This is a genomic window from Kitasatospora sp. NPDC056651, assembly GCF_042792155.1.
Taxonomy (GTDB): domain Bacteria; phylum Actinomycetota; class Actinomycetes; order Streptomycetales; family Streptomycetaceae; genus Kitasatospora.
In genome coordinates this window covers 44503-64240 of record NZ_JBHTWX010000044.1, presented here as the reverse complement: position 1 = coordinate 64240, position 19738 = coordinate 44503, and the positions used below count along the sequence as shown (strand labels likewise).

19 protein-coding genes are annotated in these 19738 nt (G+C 76.6%); 6 read left to right on the top strand and 13 right to left on the bottom strand.

Annotation, left to right across the window (positions count from 1 at the left end; translation table 11 throughout):
- Positions 1-95: 95 nt before the first annotated feature.
- Both ACFRAR_RS18980 and ACFRAR_RS18975 read right to left on the bottom strand, forming a co-directional pair.
- Positions 96-671 carry a TerD family protein gene (locus tag ACFRAR_RS18980; protein ID WP_380699243.1) on the bottom strand — a complete coding sequence of 192 codons (576 nt, stop codon included), beginning with the start codon at positions 669-671 and terminating at the stop codon, positions 96-98.
- A gap of 114 nt (positions 672-785) precedes the next feature.
- Entirely contained in the window at positions 786-1220 is a 435-nt protein-coding gene (locus ACFRAR_RS18975) for a hypothetical protein (RefSeq protein WP_380699241.1), read from the bottom strand.
- 95 nt (positions 1221-1315) lie between these two features.
- Between ACFRAR_RS18975 and ACFRAR_RS18970 the strand changes: the two genes are divergently transcribed.
- Positions 1316-1609 (top strand): hypothetical protein, encoded by a 294-nt coding sequence (locus tag ACFRAR_RS18970; RefSeq protein WP_380699240.1) that lies wholly within the window; start codon positions 1316-1318, stop codon positions 1607-1609.
- 16 nt (positions 1610-1625) lie between these two features.
- Here the strand turns inward: ACFRAR_RS18970 and ACFRAR_RS18965 are convergent, their stop codons facing one another.
- A complete protein-coding gene (locus tag ACFRAR_RS18965) occupies positions 1626-3203 on the bottom strand; it encodes a glycerol-3-phosphate dehydrogenase/oxidase (RefSeq protein ID WP_380699239.1) in 1578 nt (525 codons plus the stop codon).
- The gene (locus tag ACFRAR_RS18960) at positions 3200-3838 is read right to left on the bottom strand and encodes a TetR/AcrR family transcriptional regulator (protein WP_380699238.1); all 639 of its coding nucleotides are present in this window, start codon (positions 3836-3838) and stop codon (positions 3200-3202) included. The genes ACFRAR_RS18965 and ACFRAR_RS18960 overlap by 4 nt, the downstream gene beginning before the upstream one ends.
- A gap of 74 nt (positions 3839-3912) precedes the next feature.
- On the opposite strand from ACFRAR_RS18960, the gene ACFRAR_RS18955 reads away from it, so the two are divergent.
- A complete protein-coding gene (locus ACFRAR_RS18955; RefSeq protein WP_380699237.1) occupies positions 3913-5481 on the top strand; it encodes an FAD-binding oxidoreductase in 1569 nt (522 codons plus the stop codon).
- 22 nt (positions 5482-5503) lie between these two features.
- Positions 5504-6403: a diacylglycerol kinase gene (locus ACFRAR_RS18950; protein ID WP_380699236.1), complete on the top strand. Its 900-nt coding sequence runs from the start codon at positions 5504-5506 to the stop codon at positions 6401-6403.
- A 55-nt stretch (positions 6404-6458) separates the two neighbouring features.
- Here ACFRAR_RS18950 and ACFRAR_RS18945 read toward each other — a convergent pair whose 3' ends face one another.
- Positions 6459-7373 (bottom strand): DUF6891 domain-containing protein, encoded by a 915-nt coding sequence (locus ACFRAR_RS18945; protein WP_380699235.1) that lies wholly within the window; start codon positions 7371-7373, stop codon positions 6459-6461.
- 315 nt (positions 7374-7688) lie between these two features.
- Here ACFRAR_RS18945 and ACFRAR_RS18940 point away from each other — a divergent pair, with 315 nt between their 5' ends.
- A complete protein-coding gene (locus tag ACFRAR_RS18940; RefSeq protein ID WP_380699233.1) occupies positions 7689-8849 on the top strand; it encodes a Cmx/CmrA family chloramphenicol efflux MFS transporter in 1161 nt (386 codons plus the stop codon).
- 117 nt (positions 8850-8966) lie between these two features.
- Here ACFRAR_RS18940 and ACFRAR_RS18935 read toward each other — a convergent pair whose 3' ends face one another.
- From ACFRAR_RS18935 to ACFRAR_RS18915, 5 genes are all read right to left on the bottom strand, one after another.
- Positions 8967-9431: a hypothetical protein gene (locus ACFRAR_RS18935; RefSeq protein WP_380699232.1), complete on the bottom strand. Its 465-nt coding sequence runs from the start codon at positions 9429-9431 to the stop codon at positions 8967-8969.
- Between the two features lie 136 nt (positions 9432-9567).
- Positions 9568-12093 (bottom strand): FtsX-like permease family protein, encoded by a 2526-nt coding sequence (locus ACFRAR_RS18930; protein ID WP_380699231.1) that lies wholly within the window; start codon positions 12091-12093, stop codon positions 9568-9570.
- Positions 12090-12950, bottom strand: coding sequence for an ABC transporter ATP-binding protein (locus ACFRAR_RS18925; protein WP_380699230.1), 861 nt, complete (start codon positions 12948-12950; stop codon positions 12090-12092). The genes ACFRAR_RS18930 and ACFRAR_RS18925 overlap by 4 nt, the downstream gene beginning before the upstream one ends.
- Positions 12951-13055: 105 nt before the next feature.
- Positions 13056-13850: an aminotransferase class IV gene (locus ACFRAR_RS18920; RefSeq protein WP_380699229.1), complete on the bottom strand. Its 795-nt coding sequence runs from the start codon at positions 13848-13850 to the stop codon at positions 13056-13058.
- Positions 13843-14913 carry a GNAT family N-acetyltransferase gene (locus ACFRAR_RS18915; RefSeq protein ID WP_380699228.1) on the bottom strand — a complete coding sequence of 357 codons (1071 nt, stop codon included), beginning with the start codon at positions 14911-14913 and terminating at the stop codon, positions 13843-13845. Before ACFRAR_RS18915 ends, ACFRAR_RS18920 begins: the two co-directional genes overlap by 8 nt.
- A gap of 193 nt (positions 14914-15106) precedes the next feature.
- Here ACFRAR_RS18915 and ACFRAR_RS18910 point away from each other — a divergent pair, with 193 nt between their 5' ends.
- Positions 15107-16405, top strand: coding sequence for a hypothetical protein (locus ACFRAR_RS18910; protein WP_380699227.1), 1299 nt, complete (start codon positions 15107-15109; stop codon positions 16403-16405).
- Positions 16312-17406, top strand: coding sequence for a glycosyltransferase family 4 protein (locus ACFRAR_RS18905; protein WP_380699226.1), 1095 nt, complete (start codon positions 16312-16314; stop codon positions 17404-17406). Before ACFRAR_RS18910 ends, ACFRAR_RS18905 begins: the two co-directional genes overlap by 94 nt.
- On the opposite strand, the gene ACFRAR_RS18900 is transcribed toward ACFRAR_RS18905, so the two are convergent.
- From ACFRAR_RS18900 to ACFRAR_RS18890, 3 genes are read right to left on the bottom strand one after another with little or no spacing between them, the layout of a single operon-like run.
- Positions 17378-17740 (bottom strand): hypothetical protein, encoded by a 363-nt coding sequence (locus ACFRAR_RS18900; RefSeq protein WP_380699225.1) that lies wholly within the window; start codon positions 17738-17740, stop codon positions 17378-17380. The genes ACFRAR_RS18905 and ACFRAR_RS18900 overlap by 29 nt on opposite strands.
- A 52-nt stretch (positions 17741-17792) precedes the next feature.
- A complete protein-coding gene (locus tag ACFRAR_RS18895; protein WP_380699224.1) occupies positions 17793-18452 on the bottom strand; it encodes a LuxR C-terminal-related transcriptional regulator in 660 nt (219 codons plus the stop codon).
- Positions 18446-19735: a sensor domain-containing protein gene (locus tag ACFRAR_RS18890; RefSeq protein WP_380699223.1), complete on the bottom strand. Its 1290-nt coding sequence runs from the start codon at positions 19733-19735 to the stop codon at positions 18446-18448. Before ACFRAR_RS18890 ends, ACFRAR_RS18895 begins: the two co-directional genes overlap by 7 nt.
- Between the last annotated feature and the right edge of the window lie 3 nt (positions 19736-19738).

The following is a 19738-nucleotide window of genomic DNA, read 5'->3' as shown; positions in this document are numbered from 1 at the left end:
ACTCCCGGGCGACTATATGGGGTTCGCCGCCCACGCGCGGGGCCGCACGGGCTGAACGCGTGGCCGCCGAACCCCTGTCGGCTCGCCGCGGACCGTCAGACGTTGACGCCGTAGTCGGTCGCGATGCCGCGCAGGCCGGAGGCGTAGCCCTGGCCGATGGCCCGGAACTTCCACTCGGCGCCGTTGCGGTACAGCTCGCCGAAGACCATGGCGGTCTCGGTCGAGGCGTCCTCGGTCAGGTCGTAGCGCGCGATCTCCTGGCCGTTGGCCTGGTTGACGATCCGGATGAACGCGTTGCGCACCTGACCGAAGTTCTGGAGCCGGGCGTCGGCGTCGTAGATCGACACCGGGAAGACCACCTTGGCCACGTCGACCGGGACGCGGTCGAGGTCGACCTTGATCTGCTCGTCGTCCCCGTCACCGCCACCGGTCAGGTTGTCGCCGCTGTGCTCGACCGAACCCTCGGGGCTGCGAAGGTTGTTGAAGAACACGAAGTGCTGGTCCGAGACCACCTTGCCCAGCGCGTTGCACAGCAGCGCGCTGGCGTCCAGGTCGTAGTCGGCCCCGGTGGTGGTGCGCACGTCCCAGCCGAGTCCGACGATCACGGCGCTCAGACCGGGCGCCTCCTTGCTGAGCGAGACGTTGCCGCCCTTGGCCAGCGAAACTCCCACAATGCCCTCCTCGGATCTCTCCCTGTGAACGAATCTACAACACTGTAGAGATCACGAGAATCCACCCGGAGGCGGGCCGTGCCCCGGGGATTCCTCAGGGTCCCCCACTCCCGGTCACCGCGTGGCGTCGATCCCGATCCGCAGCGCGCCGTTCTCGGCCAGCGCCCGGCGGCCCCAGTCCAGCAGCAGCTCCAGCACCTCGCGCTCGGCGGCCGGGAGCCGGGCCCGGTCGGCCTGCTCGATCTCCCGGACCAGCGCCGCCATCGACGGATGCCTGATCCGGCTGCTGAAGTCGAGGTCCGGCTCGTGGCGGGCCAGGGTGGGCAGGGCCCGCGCCCCCAGGCGGCGCAGTACGGCCCGCAACGCGCCGCCGTCCGCGTAGGCCGCCAGCAGCCCCGTCCGCGGCGCAGGGCCGGCCCTGCGCCCCGTCCTCGCCTTCACGGACACCCGGTACAGCCCGAGGACGCACTCGTCCTCCGCCGGCTCGTCGTCCGCCACCTCGTCGTCCGGCCCGTACGGCCGCGGGCCACCACCCGTCGCACTCCGCATACCGAGCACCCTAGCGACCGGACAGGGCCTAAACTGAGTGGGGATTTCCCTCGCCGGGTCTCCCCACGTCACAGGCCCTGTCGTCGGAGGTCCCGATGCGCCAGCGGTACAGCTTCCACCTCGACCAGGGCGGACACTCGGTGACCGTCAACGTCCGCTCCGGCTGGATCACCGAGACCGAGCTGCTGGTCGACGGCAAGGAGTGCGCCTTCCACCGCGTCCACGGGCACGGCGTCTACCCGCTGACCCTCGCCGCCCAGATCGCCGAGGAGCCGCCGAAGCCGGTCGCGGTGCGGCTGGACCGCACCGGCCTGGCCGAGCACCCGCTCTCCTGCGCCCTGGAGCTGGCCGGCGCCGAGCACCCGATGCCCGAGCGCACGGTCCGCTGATCCGGTTCCGCCGCGTTCACCGCCGTTGCGCGACGGTCTCCGCGACGATCTCCTCGACCGCCTTCCGGGCCCGCTCGGCGTCCGCCGCGACCAGCCCGATCCGGGTCCGGCGGTCCAGCACGTCGACCGCGTCCAGCGCGCCCTCGTGGCTGACCGCGTAGGCGACCTCGGCCCGGGTGACGTCCAGGCCCTCCGCGATCGGCGCCGACTCCCCCGCCGCCAGGACCTCGTGGGCCGTGCCGCCGTGCCGGGCGAGCAGCGAGGCGGGTACCTCCCCGCCGGTCCGCGCCCCGGCCGGGGACGGCCGGCTGTCCCGGTGGCCGGGCGCCCCGACCAGCGGCAGCCGGGCCGTCCAGCAGGTACGGGCGGGCAGCCCGCGCAGCCGGACGGCGGCGTCCACCGCGTCCTCGGCCATCCGGCGGTAGGTGGTGAGCTTGCCGCCGACCACGGTGACCACCCCGGACGGGGACTCCAGCACCGCGTGCTCGCGGGAGATGTCGGCGGTGCTGCCGTCCCCGGTGTCGATCAGCGGACGCAGCCCGGCGTGCGCGCCGCGTACGTCCGACCTGGTCAGGGCGGTGGCGAGGGCGGTGTTGACGGTGTCGAGGAGGAAGGAGACCTCGGCCTCGGAGGGCTGCGGCTCGTCCGGGATCGGACCCGGGGCGTCCTCGTCGGTCAGCCCGATCGCCACCCGGCCGAGCTGCTGCGGCAGAGCGAAGACGAAGCGGCTGGTGGAGCCGGGCACCGGGACGGTGAGGGCGGCGGTCGGGTGGCCGAGCAGGCCGGCGTCCACCAGCAGGTGGGTGCCCCGGCTGGGCCGGAGCCTGATCGAGGCGTCCACCTCGCCCGCCCAGACGCCGGTGGCGTTGACCACCGCGCCGGCCCGGACGGTGATCTCCTGGCCGGTCAGGGCGTCGACCAGCCGGGCCGAGGCGCCGGTGACCTCCTCGGCGCGCACCCTGGTCAGCACGCTCGCCCCGTACTGCGCGGCGGTCCGGGCCAGTGCGACCACCAGCCGGGCGTCGTCGACGAGTTGGCCGTCATGGGCGACCAGGGCGCCGCGCAGGCCCGCCGTCCGCACGGCCGGCACCAGCCGACGGGTCCGCTCGGCGTCGATCCGGCGCACCCGGGGCAGCAGCACGCCCGGGGTGCCGGCGCCCAGGCGCAGCGCGTCCCCGGCGTGGAAGCCGGTGCGGATCAGCGCGGCCTGGCCGGGGCGCAGCAAGTCCGGGAGCAGCGGCACCAGTTGGGGCAGCGCGCGGATCAGGTGCGGGGCGGTGCGGGTCATCAGCACGCCGCGCTCGACGGCACTCTCCCGGGCCACCTTGATCCGCCCGGAGGCGAGGTAGCGCAGGCCGCCGTGCACCAGCTTGGAGCTCCAGCGGCTCGTTCCGAAGGCCAGGTCCCGGGCCTCGACCAGCACCGTGCGCAGGCCGCGCGAGGCGGCGTCGAGGGCCACCCCGGCGCCGGTGACGCCGCCGCCGATCACCAGGAGGTCGATCCGGGGGGCGTCGCCGAGTGCCTGGAGCTCCAACGCCCTTCGGGTGGCGTCGAGTCGGGCGGTGCCGGCGTACGGGCCTGCGGTGGGGGTCATGGCGCGAGGTATCCGTTCAGCGCTCTGGCCAGTTCGCGCCGCCAGGCCGCCTCGGGCAGCAGGGAGGCGACCATGCGGTGCGACTGGACGGTGGACTGGGCGATCAGCAGGACCATGGCGGCCAGTTCGAGCGGCTCGCCGGCCCGGATCGAGCCGTGCGCCTGGCCCTGTTCGATGCCGGTGCGCAGCGCCTCCAGCAGTCCGCGCTGGCTGGCGCCGAGCCGCTCGACGACGTACTCGAGCAGCAGGTCGGAGTCGTCGGAGCGGAGCAGCGCGCCGATCACCGGGTGCTCGCGCAGCCGGACGGCGATCTCCACCGTCCGCTCGACGAAGGCCTCCCGGTCCTGCCCGGCCTGCGGGGTGCCCTCCAGGGTGGCCAGGACCTCCCGGGTGAGCAGAGCGCCGATCACCGCCCGGACGTCCGGCCAGCGGCGGTAGACGGTCGGGCGGCTGACCCCGGCTCGGCGGGCGATCTCGGCCAGCTGGGTGCGGCGCACGCCGAGGTGGACGATCAGGTCGGCGGCGGCGTCCAGGATCGCGTCGTCCGTGCCGCGCTCCGCGGCGGTCCGCGCCTGGGGCGGGGACTGGCGCTGGGACTGGGACCGGCTCTGGGGCTCCTCGTTACTACTTGACATGATGTGTGAAACTGTAACGCATGGCACCTGAGACGCAAGCGGGACCGGCCGGCGCCGCGCTTCCGCTCCCCCCGATGAAGTGGGACGCCTGGGGCGACCCGGCCCTCGCCAAGGAGCTGTCCGCCGACGTCAAGGGACTGCTCGCCGCCGCCCTCGGCGTCACCGGCGACGCCGTCCCCGGGCCGAGCGCCGACGAGGTCGTGCTGCGTGCGTCCCGGATCTCCGCCGAGGACCTCAAGGCGCTGGCCGACGCCGTCGGCGAGACGCACGTCGGCGCCGCCGACGCCGACCGGCTGCCGCGCGCCGGCGGCAAGTCCACCCCCGACCTGCTGCGCCGCCGCAGCCGCGAACCGCAGGACGCGCCCGACGCGGTCGTGCTGCCCGGCACCGAGCAGGAGGTCGCCGCCGTCCTCGCGGTGTGCGCCGAACGCCGCATCGCCGTCGTCCCGTTCGGCGGCGGCACCAGCGTGGTCGGCGGCCTCGACCCCGAGCGCGGGGCCTTCGAAGCCGTCGTCTCGCTCGACCTGCGCCGTTTCGACCGCCTCCACGCCCTCGACGAGACCTCCGGCGAGGCCGTCCTCGGCGCGGGCCTCACCGGCCCGGCGGCGGAGGCGCTGCTCGCCGAACGCGGCTGGGAGCTCGGCCACTACCCGCAGAGCTTCCGCTACGCCACCATCGGCGGCTTCGCCGCCACCCGCTCCTCCGGCCAGGACTCCGCCGGGTACGGGCGCTTCGACGAGATGGTGCGCGGGCTGCGCGTCGTCACCCCCGCCGGGGTGCTCGACCTCGGCCGCGCCCCCGCCTCCGCCGCCGGCCCCGACCTGCGCCAGCTCTTCCTCGGCTCCGAGGGCACCCTCGGCGTGATCACCGCCGTCCGGCTGCGGGTTCACCCGCTGCCCGCCGTCAAGGCGTACGAGGCGTGGAGCTTCCCCGACTTCGCCACCGGCACGGCCGCGCTGCGCGCCGTCGAACAGCAGGGCACCGGCCCGACCGTGATCCGGCTCTCCGACGAGGCCGAGACCATGGTCAACCTGGCCATGACCGAGCGGATCGGCGGCGCCCCGGCGGTCAGCGGCTGCCTGGCCGTCACCGTCTTCGAGGGCAGCGCCGCCCAGGTCGCCGCCCGGCACCAGCTCACCCGGGACGCCCTGCTCGCCGCCGGCGGCACCTCGCTCGGCGAGGGCCCCGCCCGGGCCTGGGAGCACGGCCGGTTCAACGCCCCCTACCTGCGCGACTCGCTGCTCGGCGCGGGCGCGCTCTGCGAGACCCTGGAGACCGCCGCCGACTGGGAGCGGCTCGCCCACCTGCGCACCGCCGTCACCGAGGCGCTCACCGGGGCCCTGCCCGGCGCCCTGGTGCTCTGCCACATCTCGCACGTCTACCCGACCGGTGCCTCGCTCTACTTCACCGTCGTCGCCGCACTCGGCGAGGACCCGCTCACCCGCTGGGGCACCGCCAAGCGCGCCGCCGGGGACGCCATCCTCCGCGCCGGCGGCACCATCACCCACCACCACGCCGTCGGCGCCGACCACCGGCCCTGGATGACCGAGGAGATCGGCGAACTGGGCGTACGCGTCCTGCGCGCCGTCAAGGCCGAGCTCGACCCGGCGGGCATCCTCAACCCCGGCAAGCTGATCCCATGAGCCGTGCCCGTGGGGGGTCGGCGTGAGAACCGTCCGCAGGGTCGCCGTTCTCACCAACCCGGCGGCGGGCATCGGCCATGCCGAGCCCGCCGCCCACCGGGCCACCGCCCGGCTGCGGGCCCTCGGCCTCCAGGTCGAACCGCATGCCGGGCGCTCCCCCGAGGACGCCGTCCGCCTCGCCCGCGAGGCGGCGGCCGACGGCGTGGACGCGGTGGCCGTGGTCGGCGGCGACGGCATGATCAACCTCGCCCTCCAGGCCCTGGCCGGCACCCCCGTCCCGCTCGGCGTGATACCGGCCGGCACCGGCAACGACCACGCCCGCGAGTACGGCCTGCCGCTCGGCGCCCCCGAGGCCGCCGCCGACGTCATCGCCGCCGGGCGCACCCGGGGCATCGACCTCGGCCGCGTCACCGGACCGGACGGGGCGGTGCGCTGGTACGGCTCCGTCCTCGCCACCGGCTTCGACTCCCTGGTCAGCGACCGCGCCAACCGGCTGCGCTGGCCGCGCGGCCGGATGCGCTACAACCTCGCCATCCTCGCCGAGTTCGCCAACCTGCGCCCGCTGCCGTTCCGGATCACCCTCGCCGACGGCACCGTCATCGAACGCGACCTGACCCTGGCCGCCGTCGGCAACACCCGCAGCTACGGCGGCGGCATGCTGATGTGCCCCGCCGCCTTACCGGACGACGGCCTGCTGGACGTCACCCTGGTCGACGCCATGCCCCGGCTGCGCATCGCCCGCTTCTTCCCCACCCTCCTCAAGGGCACCCACACCACCCACCCGGAGGTCACCACCCTGCGCACGGAGTCGCTGCGGATCGAGTCCCCGGGCATCACCGCCTACGCCGACGGGGAGTTCATCGCCCCGCTGCCGGTGGACGTCGCGGTGGCGAAGGACGCGCTGCGGGTCCTGGTGCCGTGAGGCCGTGACGCCGTCTCCGCGGCGGGTGCGGGAGACGGCGTCACGGCGTCCGGCGTCACACCAGGCGGCGGCGCCAGAGCAGCGGGCGTATCTCGATCGCGTGGGACGGGTCGCCGTTCCAGACCGCCGGCAGGCCCACGGCGGCCAGGGCCGCGACGACCTCCTCGCCGACCTCGGCGGTGGTCTCCGGGGAGTCGTCGAAGCCGCCGTACAGCAGACTCAGGCCGCGGCCGACGGCGGCGGCCTCGGTGCACTGGTGATGGAAGTAGACGAAGCCCCTGGCCCCGGGATCGCCGGCGTCCCAGATCTCGCCCTGGCCGCAGGAGCGGCAGCAGGTGAAGTGCTCCCGGGCGGTGATGCCGGCCGTCTCCAGGGCGGTGAAGGCCCGAGTGAGGCGCTCCGGGTCGGTCTCGCCGATCCACCCGCTCTGCTCGCCGACGCGCTCCAGCCAGAGCCGGTCGGCGAGTTGCCAGGACTGGGCGCGGGAGACCGGTCGGCGGTCGCCCGAGACCAGGTGGTCCGCGGCCTCCTCGGCGAGCCGGGCCCGGTCGGTGTAGCCGCAGGCGAGGGTCAGCCGCAGCCGGTCCTCCAACTGCCGCCGCTCGTCCGCGTCCAGCTCCAACGGCGGCACCGGCTCCGGCGCCGGGCCCAGGTCGAGCGGCCGCCAGTCCAGGCCGTCGTCCCAGCCCGCCGCGCCGCGCGCCCAGCCCGTCATCGCCTCGACGACCGGCTCGGGCCCGTCCAGCTCCACCACGAAGTGCCGCGCCGCGGAGCCGTCCCGGTACTCCAGCTCGTAGAACCCGCCCTCCTCGTGCAGCACCTGGACGAACACGTCCGGCAGGTCCGGTGTCCGGGTCACGACGACGATGCGGTCGTCCGGCGCGCCGATGCGCCGGACCATCCCCGCCAGTTCGTCCGCCGTCACCCTCAGGTGCCGGGTCCTGTTCGTCTGCACCGCGATCGCCAACATGGGCGCCACCCTGGCACACCCCACCGACAGCCCCGCGCGTGGGTACCACGGTCCGGTCCTGCCGGGCGTCCGCGCCGCCGGGGGCGGGCGGAAAACCGGGTGCTCCGCGAGCGGGCGGTCGGATAGCCTGCGGGCATGTCGAGCCCCGAGGCATCCAGGGTGGGGACTTTCGGTCACGCGCCGTCAGCCCCCTGAACACCCGGACCACCGAGTACCGAGTTCCGAGCGAGCGCCGAAGCCGCGCCGCCCGGGGGCTGAGCGTGCGGTGACGAGACGTCCCTCCCTCGTTCCCACCGCCCTCCTCGGAGTTCCTCGATGCCCCTCCCCCTCTATCTGCTCGCCCTGGCCGTGTTCGCCATGGGCACCTCGGAGTTCATGCTGGCCGGGCTGCTGCCCGGCCTCGCCGCCGACCTCGGCGTCAGCGTCGGCGCGGCCGGCGCCCTGACCGCCGCCTTCGCGGTCGGGATGGCCGCCGGCGCGCCGCTGATGGCCGCGCTCGCCCGCGGCCGCAGCGGGCGCGGCAGCCTGCTCGGGTTCGTCCTGGCCTTCGCGGCGGCGCACGCCGTCGGGGCCGTCACCACGAGCTTCCCGGTGCTGCTCGCCACCCGGGTGGTGGCCGCGCTCGCCGACGCGGGGTTCCTCGCCGTCGCCCTGACCACCGCCGCCGCGATGGCGCCGGCGGACCGCAAGGGGCGGGCGCTCGCCGTGCTGCTGTCCGGGACGACGATCGCGACGGTGGCCGGCGTCCCGGGCGGGGCGGTGCTGGGCGCGCTGTTCGGGTGGCGCTCGGCGTTCTGGGCCGTCGCACTGCTCTGCCTGCCCGCCGCCGTGGGCATCGTCAAGGGCCTTCCCCACGTTGCCACTTCGACCGGAAAGGACACCCCGGCCCCGGCGCTGCGCGCGGAGCTCGCCGAACTGCGCCGCCCGGGGCTGCTGCGCGCGATGCTGCTCGCCGCGCTGGTGAACGCGGCGACCTTCGGCGGCTTCACCTTCCTCGCCCCCGTGGTGACCGGCCCGGCCGGCCTGGGCGAGCTGTGGGTCCCGGTCGCGCTGGCTCTGTTCGGGGCCGGGTCGTTCGCCGGTGTCACCGTCGCCGGGCGGCTGGCGGACCGCCGCCCCGGCCCGCTCCTCGCCGTGTCCGGCCCGCTGCTGCTGCTCGGCTGGCCCGCGCTGGCCGTGTCGGCGGGCGAACCGGGCGCCCTGTTCCCCCTGGTGTTCCTGCTGGGCGCGCTGTCCTTCGCCGCGGGCGGGACGCTGATCACCCGGGTCCTGTACGAGGCCGCCGGTGCGCCCACGATGGCCGGCGCCTTCGCGACCGCCGCGCTCAACGCGGGTGCCACGACGGGCCCGCTGCTCGCCGCGACCGCCCTCGGCGCCGAGGCCGGGGGCCCCGGCCCGTTCTACGTCGCCGGGCTGCTGGTCGCGGCCGCCCTGTCGGCCGCCGTGGTCCGTCCGCTTCGGGCTCGCGGCCGGTGACCTGCCGCGTCTCCGACGGATGTGCCCTGACCTGCCGCACCGGATGGCCGGGCGCGTCGGCCGCGGCCGACGCTCCGGCGGGCCCCCGGTTCGGCGGTCACCGTTCGGCGGTCACCGCTATCCGCCGGGCGAGGTCGGGCCCGAGGCGAAGAGCAGCAGGACCCAGCCGATGACGGACAGAGCGGCCACCGAGCGGCCGACCACGGCCGCTCGGAGGCCGCGGTGAAGGCCCTCGGCCCGCTGGAAGGCGCCGACCAGCGAGGCGATCGTCGCGACCGGCAGCGCGAGCCCGACCAGGGCCCCGCCCAGGCGGCCGAGCCCCGCTCCGGCCCAGAGGAGGAACAGTGCGGCGAACACCGCCACCGGCACCATCGCCGACCCGGCGGCGACGGTGGCGGCCCGGAAGCCGCCCGGTCCGGGCCACAGGAGTGCCACCACGCACGGGACGAAGCAGGCCGCCACGACGACGTGCACGACCGAGGCGTGGAATCCGTCCCGCACCCCGACGAGCACCAGAGGTAGGGCGAACACCCCCATCGCCAGCGCGACGAGCCCCGGCGCACTCGCAGGAACCGTCCTCATGACTCCCCCCTCCACGGCAGCATTTGAACGCGTTCAACATAGCAGCTCCCGCCGCCGGAGCCCGCCACCACCGACCCGGGAAGGGGTGCCCCCGAGCCGTTCCCGAGGGCACCCCTTCCCGACCTGCCGCGGCCGGCTACTGCCGCACCGCACCCAGTGCCGCCGGCCTGGCCCGCAGCAGCGCGCGGACCGGCAGCCCGGTCGCGCCGAGGCAGAGCAACACCGCGCCGACGGCCAGCGGCAGGGCGAGCATCGGCGGGACGTACGGGGCGGAGTCGGCCACGCCCCGCGCGACCGGCACCAGGGTGATCCCGGCGATCGCCGCGCCGACCCCGAGACCGGTCACGGCCACCAGCAGCGCCTCCCAGCGCATCATGCCGCGCACCTGCCTCCGGGTGGTGCCGGCCAGCCGCAGCAGCGCCACCTCGCGGCGCCGGTCCAGCACCGTCATCACCAGGGTGTTGGCGGCGCTGACGGCGGCGAACCCGCCGAGCACGCCGGCCATCACGGTGTTGGCCCAGCCGCTGAGCTCCAGGTCCTTGTCGGACTGGGCGACGAAGCCGGCCCGGTCGGTCACGGCGGCCCCGGCCAGCTCGCCCAGACCGGCGGCGACCGCCGCGCCGTCGGCGCCGGGGGCGTCGGCGACCAGCACCTGGCTGTCGTACCCGGCGGTGACGTGCCCGGCCACCGCGGCCCGGGGCAGCACCGCCTGGCCGACACCGAGCCCGCGCCCGTACACCGCGACCACGGCGGGCCGGACGGCGGTGCCGTCGCCGAGCCAGAGCGGGACCCGGTCGCCGACCTTCGCGCCGAGGGCGTCGGCCATGGTGGTGCTCAGCGCGACGGTGTCGGGGGCGCGGCCGAGGTCGGCCAGCGAGCCGCTGCGCACGCCCAGGTCGAGCACCTTCGGCAGCCGGGCCGGGTCGCCGTCGACGCCGAGCACGGGCGCGGAGCCGAGCCGGCCCGCGTTCTCGTAGACGACGCCGGTGCGCAGCACCCCGACGGCGGTGTCCACACCGGGCACCCCGGCCGCCCGCCGGGCCGTGCCGGCGGGCAGGCCGGGCCCGGTGGCGCCGACCACGTGGTCGGCGGTGACGCCGGCCCGGACGTTCTCGCCGGTGGTGTGGCGCACGGTGCTCTGGAGGACCAGCAGGGTGCCGCAGAAGGCGGTGACCAGGACGATCGGGGTGATCGCCGAGGCCAGCCGGCGGGCGTTGGCGCGGGTGTTGTCGGCGGCCAGCGAGCCCGCCGCGCCGCCGGCCCGCAGCGGGGCGCCGAGCACCACGGCGGCGGCCCGGGCCAGCCAGGGGCCGAGCAGGGCGACGGCCAGCATGAAGCACATCACCACGCCGAGCGCGGTCTGCGCGGCCGTGGCACCGTCCAGGGCGGTGGCGACGACGGCGGCCACGGTGCCGCCGGCGGTGAAGACCAGCCCGAAGGCGGTGCGCACCCAGCCCGGGCGGGGCGGTTCGACGGCGGCCTCGCCGAGCGCCTGGGCGGCGCGCATCCGGGACGGCCGACGGGCGGCCAGGAAGCCTGCGGTGAGCGCGGCGAGGGTGCAGGCGAGGACGGCGGCGAGCATCGGCAGCGGGCCGACGGCCAGCCGGACGCCCTCGGGGACGGCGCCGCGCTCGACCAGCTGGCCGAACCACCAGCGGGCGAGCGCGAGTCCGGGCAGGATGCCGAGCGCGGCGGCGAGCGGCGCGACCAGCATCGCCTCGGCGGCGATGGTGCGGCGGATCTGGCGCGGGGTGGCGCCGATCGCGCGCAGCAGGGCGAACTCGCGGGCGCGCTGCCCGGTGGCGAGGGCGACGGTGCTCATCACCACGAAGACCGCGGTCATGGTGGCGTAGCCGCCGAAGGTGCCGCCGAGGGCCATCAGCATGGTGCGGGCACCGCCGAGGGCGGGGTGCTCGACGGCGCCCCGGCCGTCCCCGGTGAAGGTCCTGGCCTCGCCGCCGACGGCCTGCCGGACCTGGGCGGCGAGCGCGGCGGTGGGCACGCCCGCGCGGGGCTGCACGGCGATGGCGTCGATCCGGCCCGGGTGGCCGGAGAGCCGGTCGGCGGTGGCGTCGGCGAACCAGGCGGTGGGGCCGGCCTGCTGGGCGGCGGCCAGGCCGGAGACCCGGTAGCTCGCGGTGCCGCCGGGCGCGGTGAGCGTGAGGTTCGCGCCGGGAGCGAGGTGGGCGGCATGCGCCGTGTCGGCGTCCAGCACCACCTCGTTCGCGCCGGGCGCGCGACCCTCGACCAGAGTGTCGGCCGGCCCGGCGATGCCGAGCGCGGCGAAGCCGCGGCCGGTCAGCGCCGGAGTCGGCCCGGTGGCGGGCAGGGGGAAGGCGGTGTCCGGACGGGCGGCGGCGACCCCGGGCAGCGCGGCGATCCGGCCGACCAGCGCGGCGTCGGTGCGGGCCCGCTCCGGCGTGGCCTGCTCGACGGTCTCGGTGTCCTCGCCGACCTTCCGGTGGATCTTCACCGACTGCTCGGCCGCGACCAGCACCGGGGCGGCCGCGTACCGGTCGGTCTCCAGGCTCGCGGTCAGGCCGGTCTGCAGCAGCGTGCCGCAGGCCACCACCACGGCGGCGCCCAGCAGCAGGGCGACCAGGGTGCCCACGAAGGACGCGGGCCGGAAGCGCACCGAGGAGCGCGCGAGTCCGTTGGTCATGCCGCCACTCCCACCGGGCGGGCGGTCAGCGCGACCATCCGGTCCGCGACGGCCTGCGGGCTCGGGTGCGGCAGGTCGTCCACGATGGCGCCGCCGGCCAGGAACAGCACCCGGTCGGCGAAGGAGGCCGCCACCGGGTCGTGGGTCACCATCACCACGGTCGCGCCGAGGGAGTCCACCGCCTGCCGCAGCAGGGTCAGCACCTCGTGCGCGGTCCGGGTGTCCAGCGCGCCGGTCGGCTCGTCGGCGAACAGCACGTCCGGGCGGGTGATCAGCGCGCGGGCGATCGCCACCCGCTGCTGCTGGCCGCCGGAGAGCTGGCCGGGCCGCCGCCGGGCGTGCTCGCCGAGGCCCACCCGCTCCAGCAACTCCCGCGCCCGGGAGCGCTCCTGGCGCTCCCCGGCGAGGCGCTGCGGGAGCAGCACGTTCTGCTCGACGGACAGCGAGGGCAGCAGGTTGAAGGACTGGAAGACGAAGCCGATCCGGCTGCGGCGCAGCTCGGTGAGCCGGTTCTCGCTCAGCGCGGTGATGTCCTCGCCGCCGAGCCGGACCTGCCCGGAGTCCGGGCGGTCCAGGCCCGCCGCGCACTGGAGGAAGGTGGACTTCCCGGAGCCGGAGGGGCCCATCACCGCGGTGAAGCTGCCGTGGGCGAGCGCCAGGTCGAGCCCGCGCAGCGCCTGCACCCTCGCCTCGCCGCGCCCGTAGCCGCGGCACACCCCGCGCAGTTCGATCGCGGGGGCCGTCCGCGCCGCCGACCCGTACGGCACGGACCCGTACGGCGCCGATCCGTACGGGTCGCCGCCGTACGGGCCGGTGCCGTGCTGCTCGGTCCTGCGGCGGTCTTGGCGGCGTGCCATGGAGGGGCCTTCCTTCGGTGCTGCGTCGCTCGTCGTCAACGCGTTCCAACCTAGGAAGGACGGGCGCCGGCGACCATGCGGGCCACCGGCGGACCGGGGGTGGGGTTATCCCCCCACCGGTTCGGCGGGAACCCCCAGGTAGACGGCTCGCAGCTCGGCCAGCGCCGGGTGGGCGGGGTCGAAGGCGGTGCCGTCCACGGCCGCCAGCGGGCGCACCCCGACGCCCGCGTTCACCGCGAAGGCGGCGGTGAAGCGGTCCAGTCCGGCGGCACCCAGCGGCTCGCGGGACTGCGGGCCCGGGTACGCGGCGGACAGCAGCGCCTCGGTGACGCCGGGCAGGCTCGGGCCCTGCGGCCAGACCAGCCTGCCCTCGGCCAGGAAGCCCACGTTCCAGGTCGCGCCCTCGACCACCAGGCCCTCCTCGTCGACCAGCAACACGTCGTCGTACCCGGCCAGTTGGGCCAGCCGCCGGTGGTGGACCAGGCCGAACAGGCCGACGTGCTTCACCTGCGGAAGCTCCCGCCGGTACGCCGTGGTGCGGACCCGCAGCGGGGCGGGCGCGGCGGCCGCGGCCGGACGGGTGGTCACCAGCAGGGCGGGCGCGGCCGGGGCGGCGGGGCGTTCCAGGCCGAGCGCCGGGTCGTACACGGTGACCCGGACGGTCACCGGCGCGCCGCCGGCGGGCAGCACCGCGGCGATCCGCTCGCGCACCGCCGCCCGGTCCAACTCGGCGCCGAACAGCACCCGGCAGTCCCGGACCAGCCGGTCCAGGTGCAGCGAAAGGCCGCGCACCCGGCCCGCCTCGGCGCGCAGGGTGGTGAAGTGCCCGTAGTTGAGCAGGCCCAGCGCGGCCAGTCGCGCCGGGTCGGCGGGGGCGCCGTCGATCTCGATCTCAGCCATCCCCCGAGTCTGCCAGCTGCCGGGACGGCCGCGCGGGCGGCTGCGGGGAGGCGACGGCGCCGGACTCCGGCTGCGGGGAGGGGTCGACGCCGGACTCCGGCTGCGGGGACGGGACGACGCCGGACTCCGGCGGCGCGGAGGAAACCGCCCCGGACTCGGGCCGCACCACCGGGCGGTACGGGCTCGCGAACCGTCGGCCGACCTGCCGGGCGGCCCGCTCGAACCCCTCGATCCGGTGCGCCAGCCCCTCCGGCTCCCCGGCGTCCGACCAGCGCCACGCCTCCGCCCACCACTGCGGGCCGCGCACCAGCGGCCGCCCGGCCAGTGCCAGGCACAGGGCCAGCGTGGAGCGGGCGTACTCGTGCACCCAGCCGTCGCAGCCCCGGTAGTCCGCCGTCTCGTCCAGCCGCAGCCAGCGGCCCTCCTGCCCGGCGGCCAGTATCGGCACCCAGCCGCGCGACCGGTCCGCGACCAGCAGGAGCAGCCGCCCGTCCTCCTCCCGCACCCGGTGCGGCGGGAGTTGGGGCATCCGGGCGAAGGACAGCGCGTGCTTCCAGCCCACCACCCACAGGCCCCGGCGCAGGTAGTAGCGGACGGCCGGCTGCCAGGTCCAGTGCGCCTCCAGCCGGAAGCCGGGCAGGCCCTCGGCGGTGGCCGCCTCGTACACCGCGTCCAGCGCGGCGGCGGCCAGTCCCCGGCCGCGCGCGGGCGGGGTCACGTAGAGGGAGGAGACGGCGAGTTGGCTCGGGCCCTTGGTCCAGTTGTCCACGGCGACGGTGCCCACGACCGCGCCGGCCTCGTCCCGGATCCAGTAGCGACGCCGGTACAGCTCCCCGCCCGGCCACTCCCGCCCGCTCTCCCCCAGGCGCTCCCGCCACCCGCGCTCCGCCTCCGGCGCCAGCCCGTCCGGGTCCACCAGCTCGCCCAGCTCGCCCTCCAGCAGGGACGCCAAGTCCCAGAGCGCGAACCGCCGTTCCTCGCCCGGTCCGACCGCCCGCAACCGCGGCCCCGCCGCCAACCGGTCCTGCGCCCGCTCCACCGCCGCACCCCACGACCTCAGCACACGGCGAGGATAGCGGGCCGCCGGGGACGATCAGTAATCCGTCGGCCACCGAACGTCAGTACGGGTGGGGGTGCCCCGCCCGGCGCCCGCCACCGGGGGCGCCCCGGGGCACCCCCGGTGGTAGGGGAAACCCGACCACAGGACTCGACCTGGCCGTGATGCCCCCGCCGACCTGCGCCGATGCAATGAAGGGGTGACGAAACGGGCGTGGTGGTGGGCCGGCGGATGGCTGGTCGCGGCGGGGTGGGCGGGGGCGTTCCCGGTGCTGTCCGGGCTGGGGCCGCACCGGAGTTGGGGGGTCTGGGCGGCCGGCGGGTACCTGCTCGCGGCGCTCGCCGCGGTGTCGGCGCGGCGGCGCGGGCGTGAGCTGTCGGTGGCGGTCGCGGCCGTCGGCGCGGTGCTGGTGCCGCTGGGCGTCCTCGTCCTGGAGGGGCGGGGGCAGAGCGAGGTCGCGGTGATCGAGCGCGCCGGGTCGCTGCTGCTGCACACCGGCACGCCCTACCTGGCCGACCCGGGCTCCGTCGTGGAGTACACCCCGTACCTCCCCGGGATGGCCCTGCTGGGCCTGCCCCGGGCGCTGCTGGGCAACACCTCCTTGGGCGGTTGGCCGCTGGGCGACGCCCGGCTGTGGTGCGCGGCGGTGTTCCTCGTCTGCGTGCTGCGGACGGTACCCGCCGGGCGCCGGCTCGGCGCCGCCGCGCTCACCGCCTCGCCGCTGGTCGCGCTGCCGCTGTGCGTCAGCGGGGTCGACCTGCCGCTCACCGGCCTCTGCTGGCTCGCCCTGGTCCGCGCCTCCGAACGGCGGCCGGTGGCGGCCGGGTTGGCCCTGGCCACCGCCTGCTCGCTGAAGTGGACGGCCTGGCCCGCGCTCGCCGTGGTGGCGGCCCTGCTGGCGGCCACCGCCGGACGGCGCGCGGCCCTGCGCGGGGCGGCCCTCGCGGTGGGGGCGACGGCGGTGGCGGTGCTGCCGGTGGCGCTGCGCGCGCCGCGGCCGCTGGTGGAGCAGGTGTTCGCCTTTCCGACCGGTCGCGGCCGACTGCCCACCCCGGCCGCCAGCCCGCTGCCCGGGCGGCTGCTCGCCGACCTCGGCCCGCCCGGCTGGTACGCCGCCGTCGGCCTGCTGCTGCTCGCCGGACTCGCCGTCGGGACCTCCCTGTTCACCCACCCGCCCCGCACCGCGACGGCCGCCGCGCGGCGGCTGGCCCTGGGGCTGTCGGCGGCCTTCCTGCTCGCCCCCGCCGGGCGGTTCGGCTACCTCGCACTGCCGCTCCTCCTCGTCCTGCTCCCCCTCTCCTCCTCTCCGCTCCCCGATCCGAAAGGCCTGCCATGGGCACCACCCTCGTCGTCACCAACGACTTCCCGCCGCGCCAGGGCGGCATCGAAACCTTCGTCCGGGCCATGGCCGACCGCCTCCCCGGCCACGACGTCGTGGTCTACACCTCGGCCGAGCCCGGCGCGCGGAGCCATGACGCCGCTCTCCCCTACCCGGTGATCCGCGACCGCTCCCGCACCCTGCTGCCCACCCCGCGGGTCACCCGCCGGGCCGCCGAGATCGCCCGTGCGCACGGCTGCGACCGGGTCTGGTTCGGCGCCGCCGCCCCGCTCGCCACGATGGCCCCCGGGCTGCGGCGGCTGGCGCCCGGCATCCGGCGCACCGTCGCCACCACCCACGGCCACGAGATCTGGTGGGCCCGCACCCCGGGGGCCCGCAGCCTGCTGCGCCGGATCGGCCGCGGCACGGACGTGGTGACCTACCTCGGCGGCTACACCCGCGCCCGGATCGCCCCGGCGCTCGGGCCGGACGCCCGGCTGGCGCGCCTGGTGCCCGGCGTCGACGCCTCGGTCTTCCAGCCGGCCGGCCGACGGAGCCCGGACGGATCGCCGGTGATCCTCTGCGTGGCCCGGCTGGTCCCGCGCAAGGGCCAGGACGTGCTGATCCGCGCCCTGCCCGCGATCCGCCGGGCCGTGCCGGGGACCACCCTGGTGCTGGTCGGCCGGGGCCCGGACGAGGACCGGCTGCGGGGTCTGGCCCTGCGGCTCACCGAGCCGGGCAGCGTGGTGTTCACCGGCGGCCTCGACCACGCCGCGACGGCCGCCCACTACGCCGCGGCGGACGTCTTCGCGATGCCCTGCCGCACCCGCCGGCTGGGCCTGGAGGCCGAGGGCCTCGGCATCGTCTACCTGGAGGCGGCCGCGGCCGGGCTGCCGGTGGTGGCCGGCCGCTCCGGCGGCGCTCCGGACACCGTCCTCGACGGCGTCACCGGCACGGTCGTCGACGGCCGCGCGCCGGCCGAGGTGGCCGCCGCACTGACCCGGATCCTGCTCGCCCCGCCCGCCGAACGCGCCCGGACGGGAGCGGCGGGACGGCGCTGGGCCGAGGAGCACTGGACCTGGGAGGCCTCGGCGCGGCGGCTCACCGAGCTGCTCGACCCGCGGGTGCCGCTGCCCGGTCCGGCCGCGCCCCTCACTCCGGCTGCCCCCGCAGGTGCCTGACCAGCCGGGCGATCGCGGCCGGCCCGCCGCTGGCGCGGACCGCCGCCACCCAGTTCCGGGCCTGGCCCGGCAGGTCCTCCCGGCTCGGGCAGGAGAAGCTGAACAGCCAGACGTGGGCGGCCAGATCACGTTCCCGGACCGACCGCCACTCCTCGCCCCCGGCCTCCGTCAGCGTCTTCTCGCAGGTGGCCAGCGCCAAGTCCCCGTCCCCTGACCATTCCTGACGCAGCCACAGCAGGAAGTTGGTCTGGGCCGTGGTGGTGTCCTCCCTGGTCGCCTCGCCCTTGAGCATGCGGTTGACGATTGCGCTCTGCGGTTCCGGTGTCCTCGCCATGACGCCATCGTTCCGGCACCGCAACCGCCGTGACAAGTGGGTGATGTGTCACTCAGCCGTCCCCCCGCAGGTGCGCCAGCACCGCGAGCACCCGCCGGTTCCCCTCCGTCGGGTCCAGGTCCAGTTTCATGAAGATGTTCCCGCAGTGCTTCACCACCGAGGCCTCGGTGATGCTCAACCGCCCCGCCACCGCCTGATTGTTGAGGCCCTCCGCGATCAGCGCCAGCACCTCGCGCTCGCGCGGGGTCAGCCGGGCCAGCGGGCGGTCGGCCGACTGGCCGCGCAGCAGCACCCGGACCACCTCGGGGTCGATCACCGTCTCCCCGCCGGCGACCCGCCGCAGCGCGTCCAGGAAGTCCGCGACGTCACCGACCCGGTCCTTCAACAGATAGCCGAGACCGGCCGGTTGGGCGCCGGCGGCGGCGAGCAGCCTGGCCGCGTACGGGGTCGCCACGTACTGGGAGAGCACCAGGACGGGCAGGCCCGGGTGGCGCTCGCGCAGGGCGAGGGCCGCGCGCAGGCCCTCGTCGGTGTGGTCGGGGGGCATCCGGACGTCGGTGACCACGATGTCCGGCCGGTCGGCGTCGACGGCCTCGGCCAGCGCCCCGGCGTCGCCGACCGCGGCGGTCACCGAGTGGCCGCCCAGAGCGAGGAGTTCGACCAGCCCGGCGCGCAGCAGCACCGCGTCCTCGGCGAGCACCACCCTCAGCACGGGACCTCCAGCCGCAGCGTCGTCGGGCCGCCCGTCGGGCTCGTCACCATCAGCCGTCCTCTCAGCAGTGCCACCCGGTCGGCGAGTCCCGCCAGTCCGGCCCCGGCGGCCGGGTCCGCCCCACCGCGGCCGTCGTCCGTCACCCGGACGACCAGCCGGCCGCGCGCGACCCTCCCGTGGACGGTGATCGCGCCGGCTCCGCTGTGCTTGGCGGCATTGGTGAGCGCCTCGGTGACGGTGAAGTAGGCGGTGGCCTCCACGAGGGCGGGCAGCCGCTCCGGGAGGACGATGTCGACGGCCACCGGGATCGGGTGGCGCAGCGCGACCTCGGCGACGGCGGCGGCGAGCCCGTGGTCGGTGAGCACCTGCGGGTGGATGCCGCGCACCAGGTCCCGCAGCTGTTCCAGGGCCTGCCGGGCCTCGCCGCGTGCCCGGGTGACGAGTTCGGCCGCGCGGCCCTCCTGGTCGCGCAGCTCGTACTCGGCGAGCCCGAGGGTCATGCTGAGCGCGACCAGCTGCTGCTGCGCCCCGTCGTGCAGGTCACGCTCGATCCGGCGCCGCTCGGCCTCGAAGGCATCGGCCAACCGGGCCCGGGAGCGGGTGAGTTCGACCACCTGACGGCCGAGGTCGTCCTCCCGGGGCGCGAGCAGGAAGCGGGCCAGCGCGACCTCGGCGGAGGTCAGCAGCGCCCCGGCGTACGCGCAGAGCAGCAGGCCGGCCAGCCCGGCGGCGCCGAACGGCAGGGCGGCGAGCGGCCCGGGGACGGCGTGCCCGGGGAGCAGCATCACGGTCTCCGGGGCGAGCGCCCAGACCACCAGCGGGGAGAGCACGTACAGGCCGGAGCCGAGCAGCAGCGCGCCGAAGCCCAGAGAGGCGGCGGCCAGGACGGTCGAGGTGAGCGCGGCGTGGGCGAGTTCGCGCCAGGTGGCCCGCTCGCGCAGCCGGGTGCGGACCCGGGCGCGGCGGCCCGCCCCGGGCAGGCCGCGGTGCGGATCGGGCAGCGGGAGCGGTTCGACCAGGCGCAGCCGCCACCGGGCCACCGCGGCGGCCGGGATGCCCACGAGCGCCAGCGCGAGCAGCACCGGCAGCCCGACGCCGACCACCGACAGGCCCAGGCCGAGCACCAGCAGCACCGCGACGACCACCAGCAGCAGCGGTCCGAGCAGCGCGCCGCCGAGCAGGTACGCCCAGCAGCGCGGCACCCAGCGGGTGAACGGGAAGCGCAGCGGATCCGCCCGCAGTGCCTCGCGTACGGCCCCGGGCCGCTGTTCCCCCTCGCTCACCCT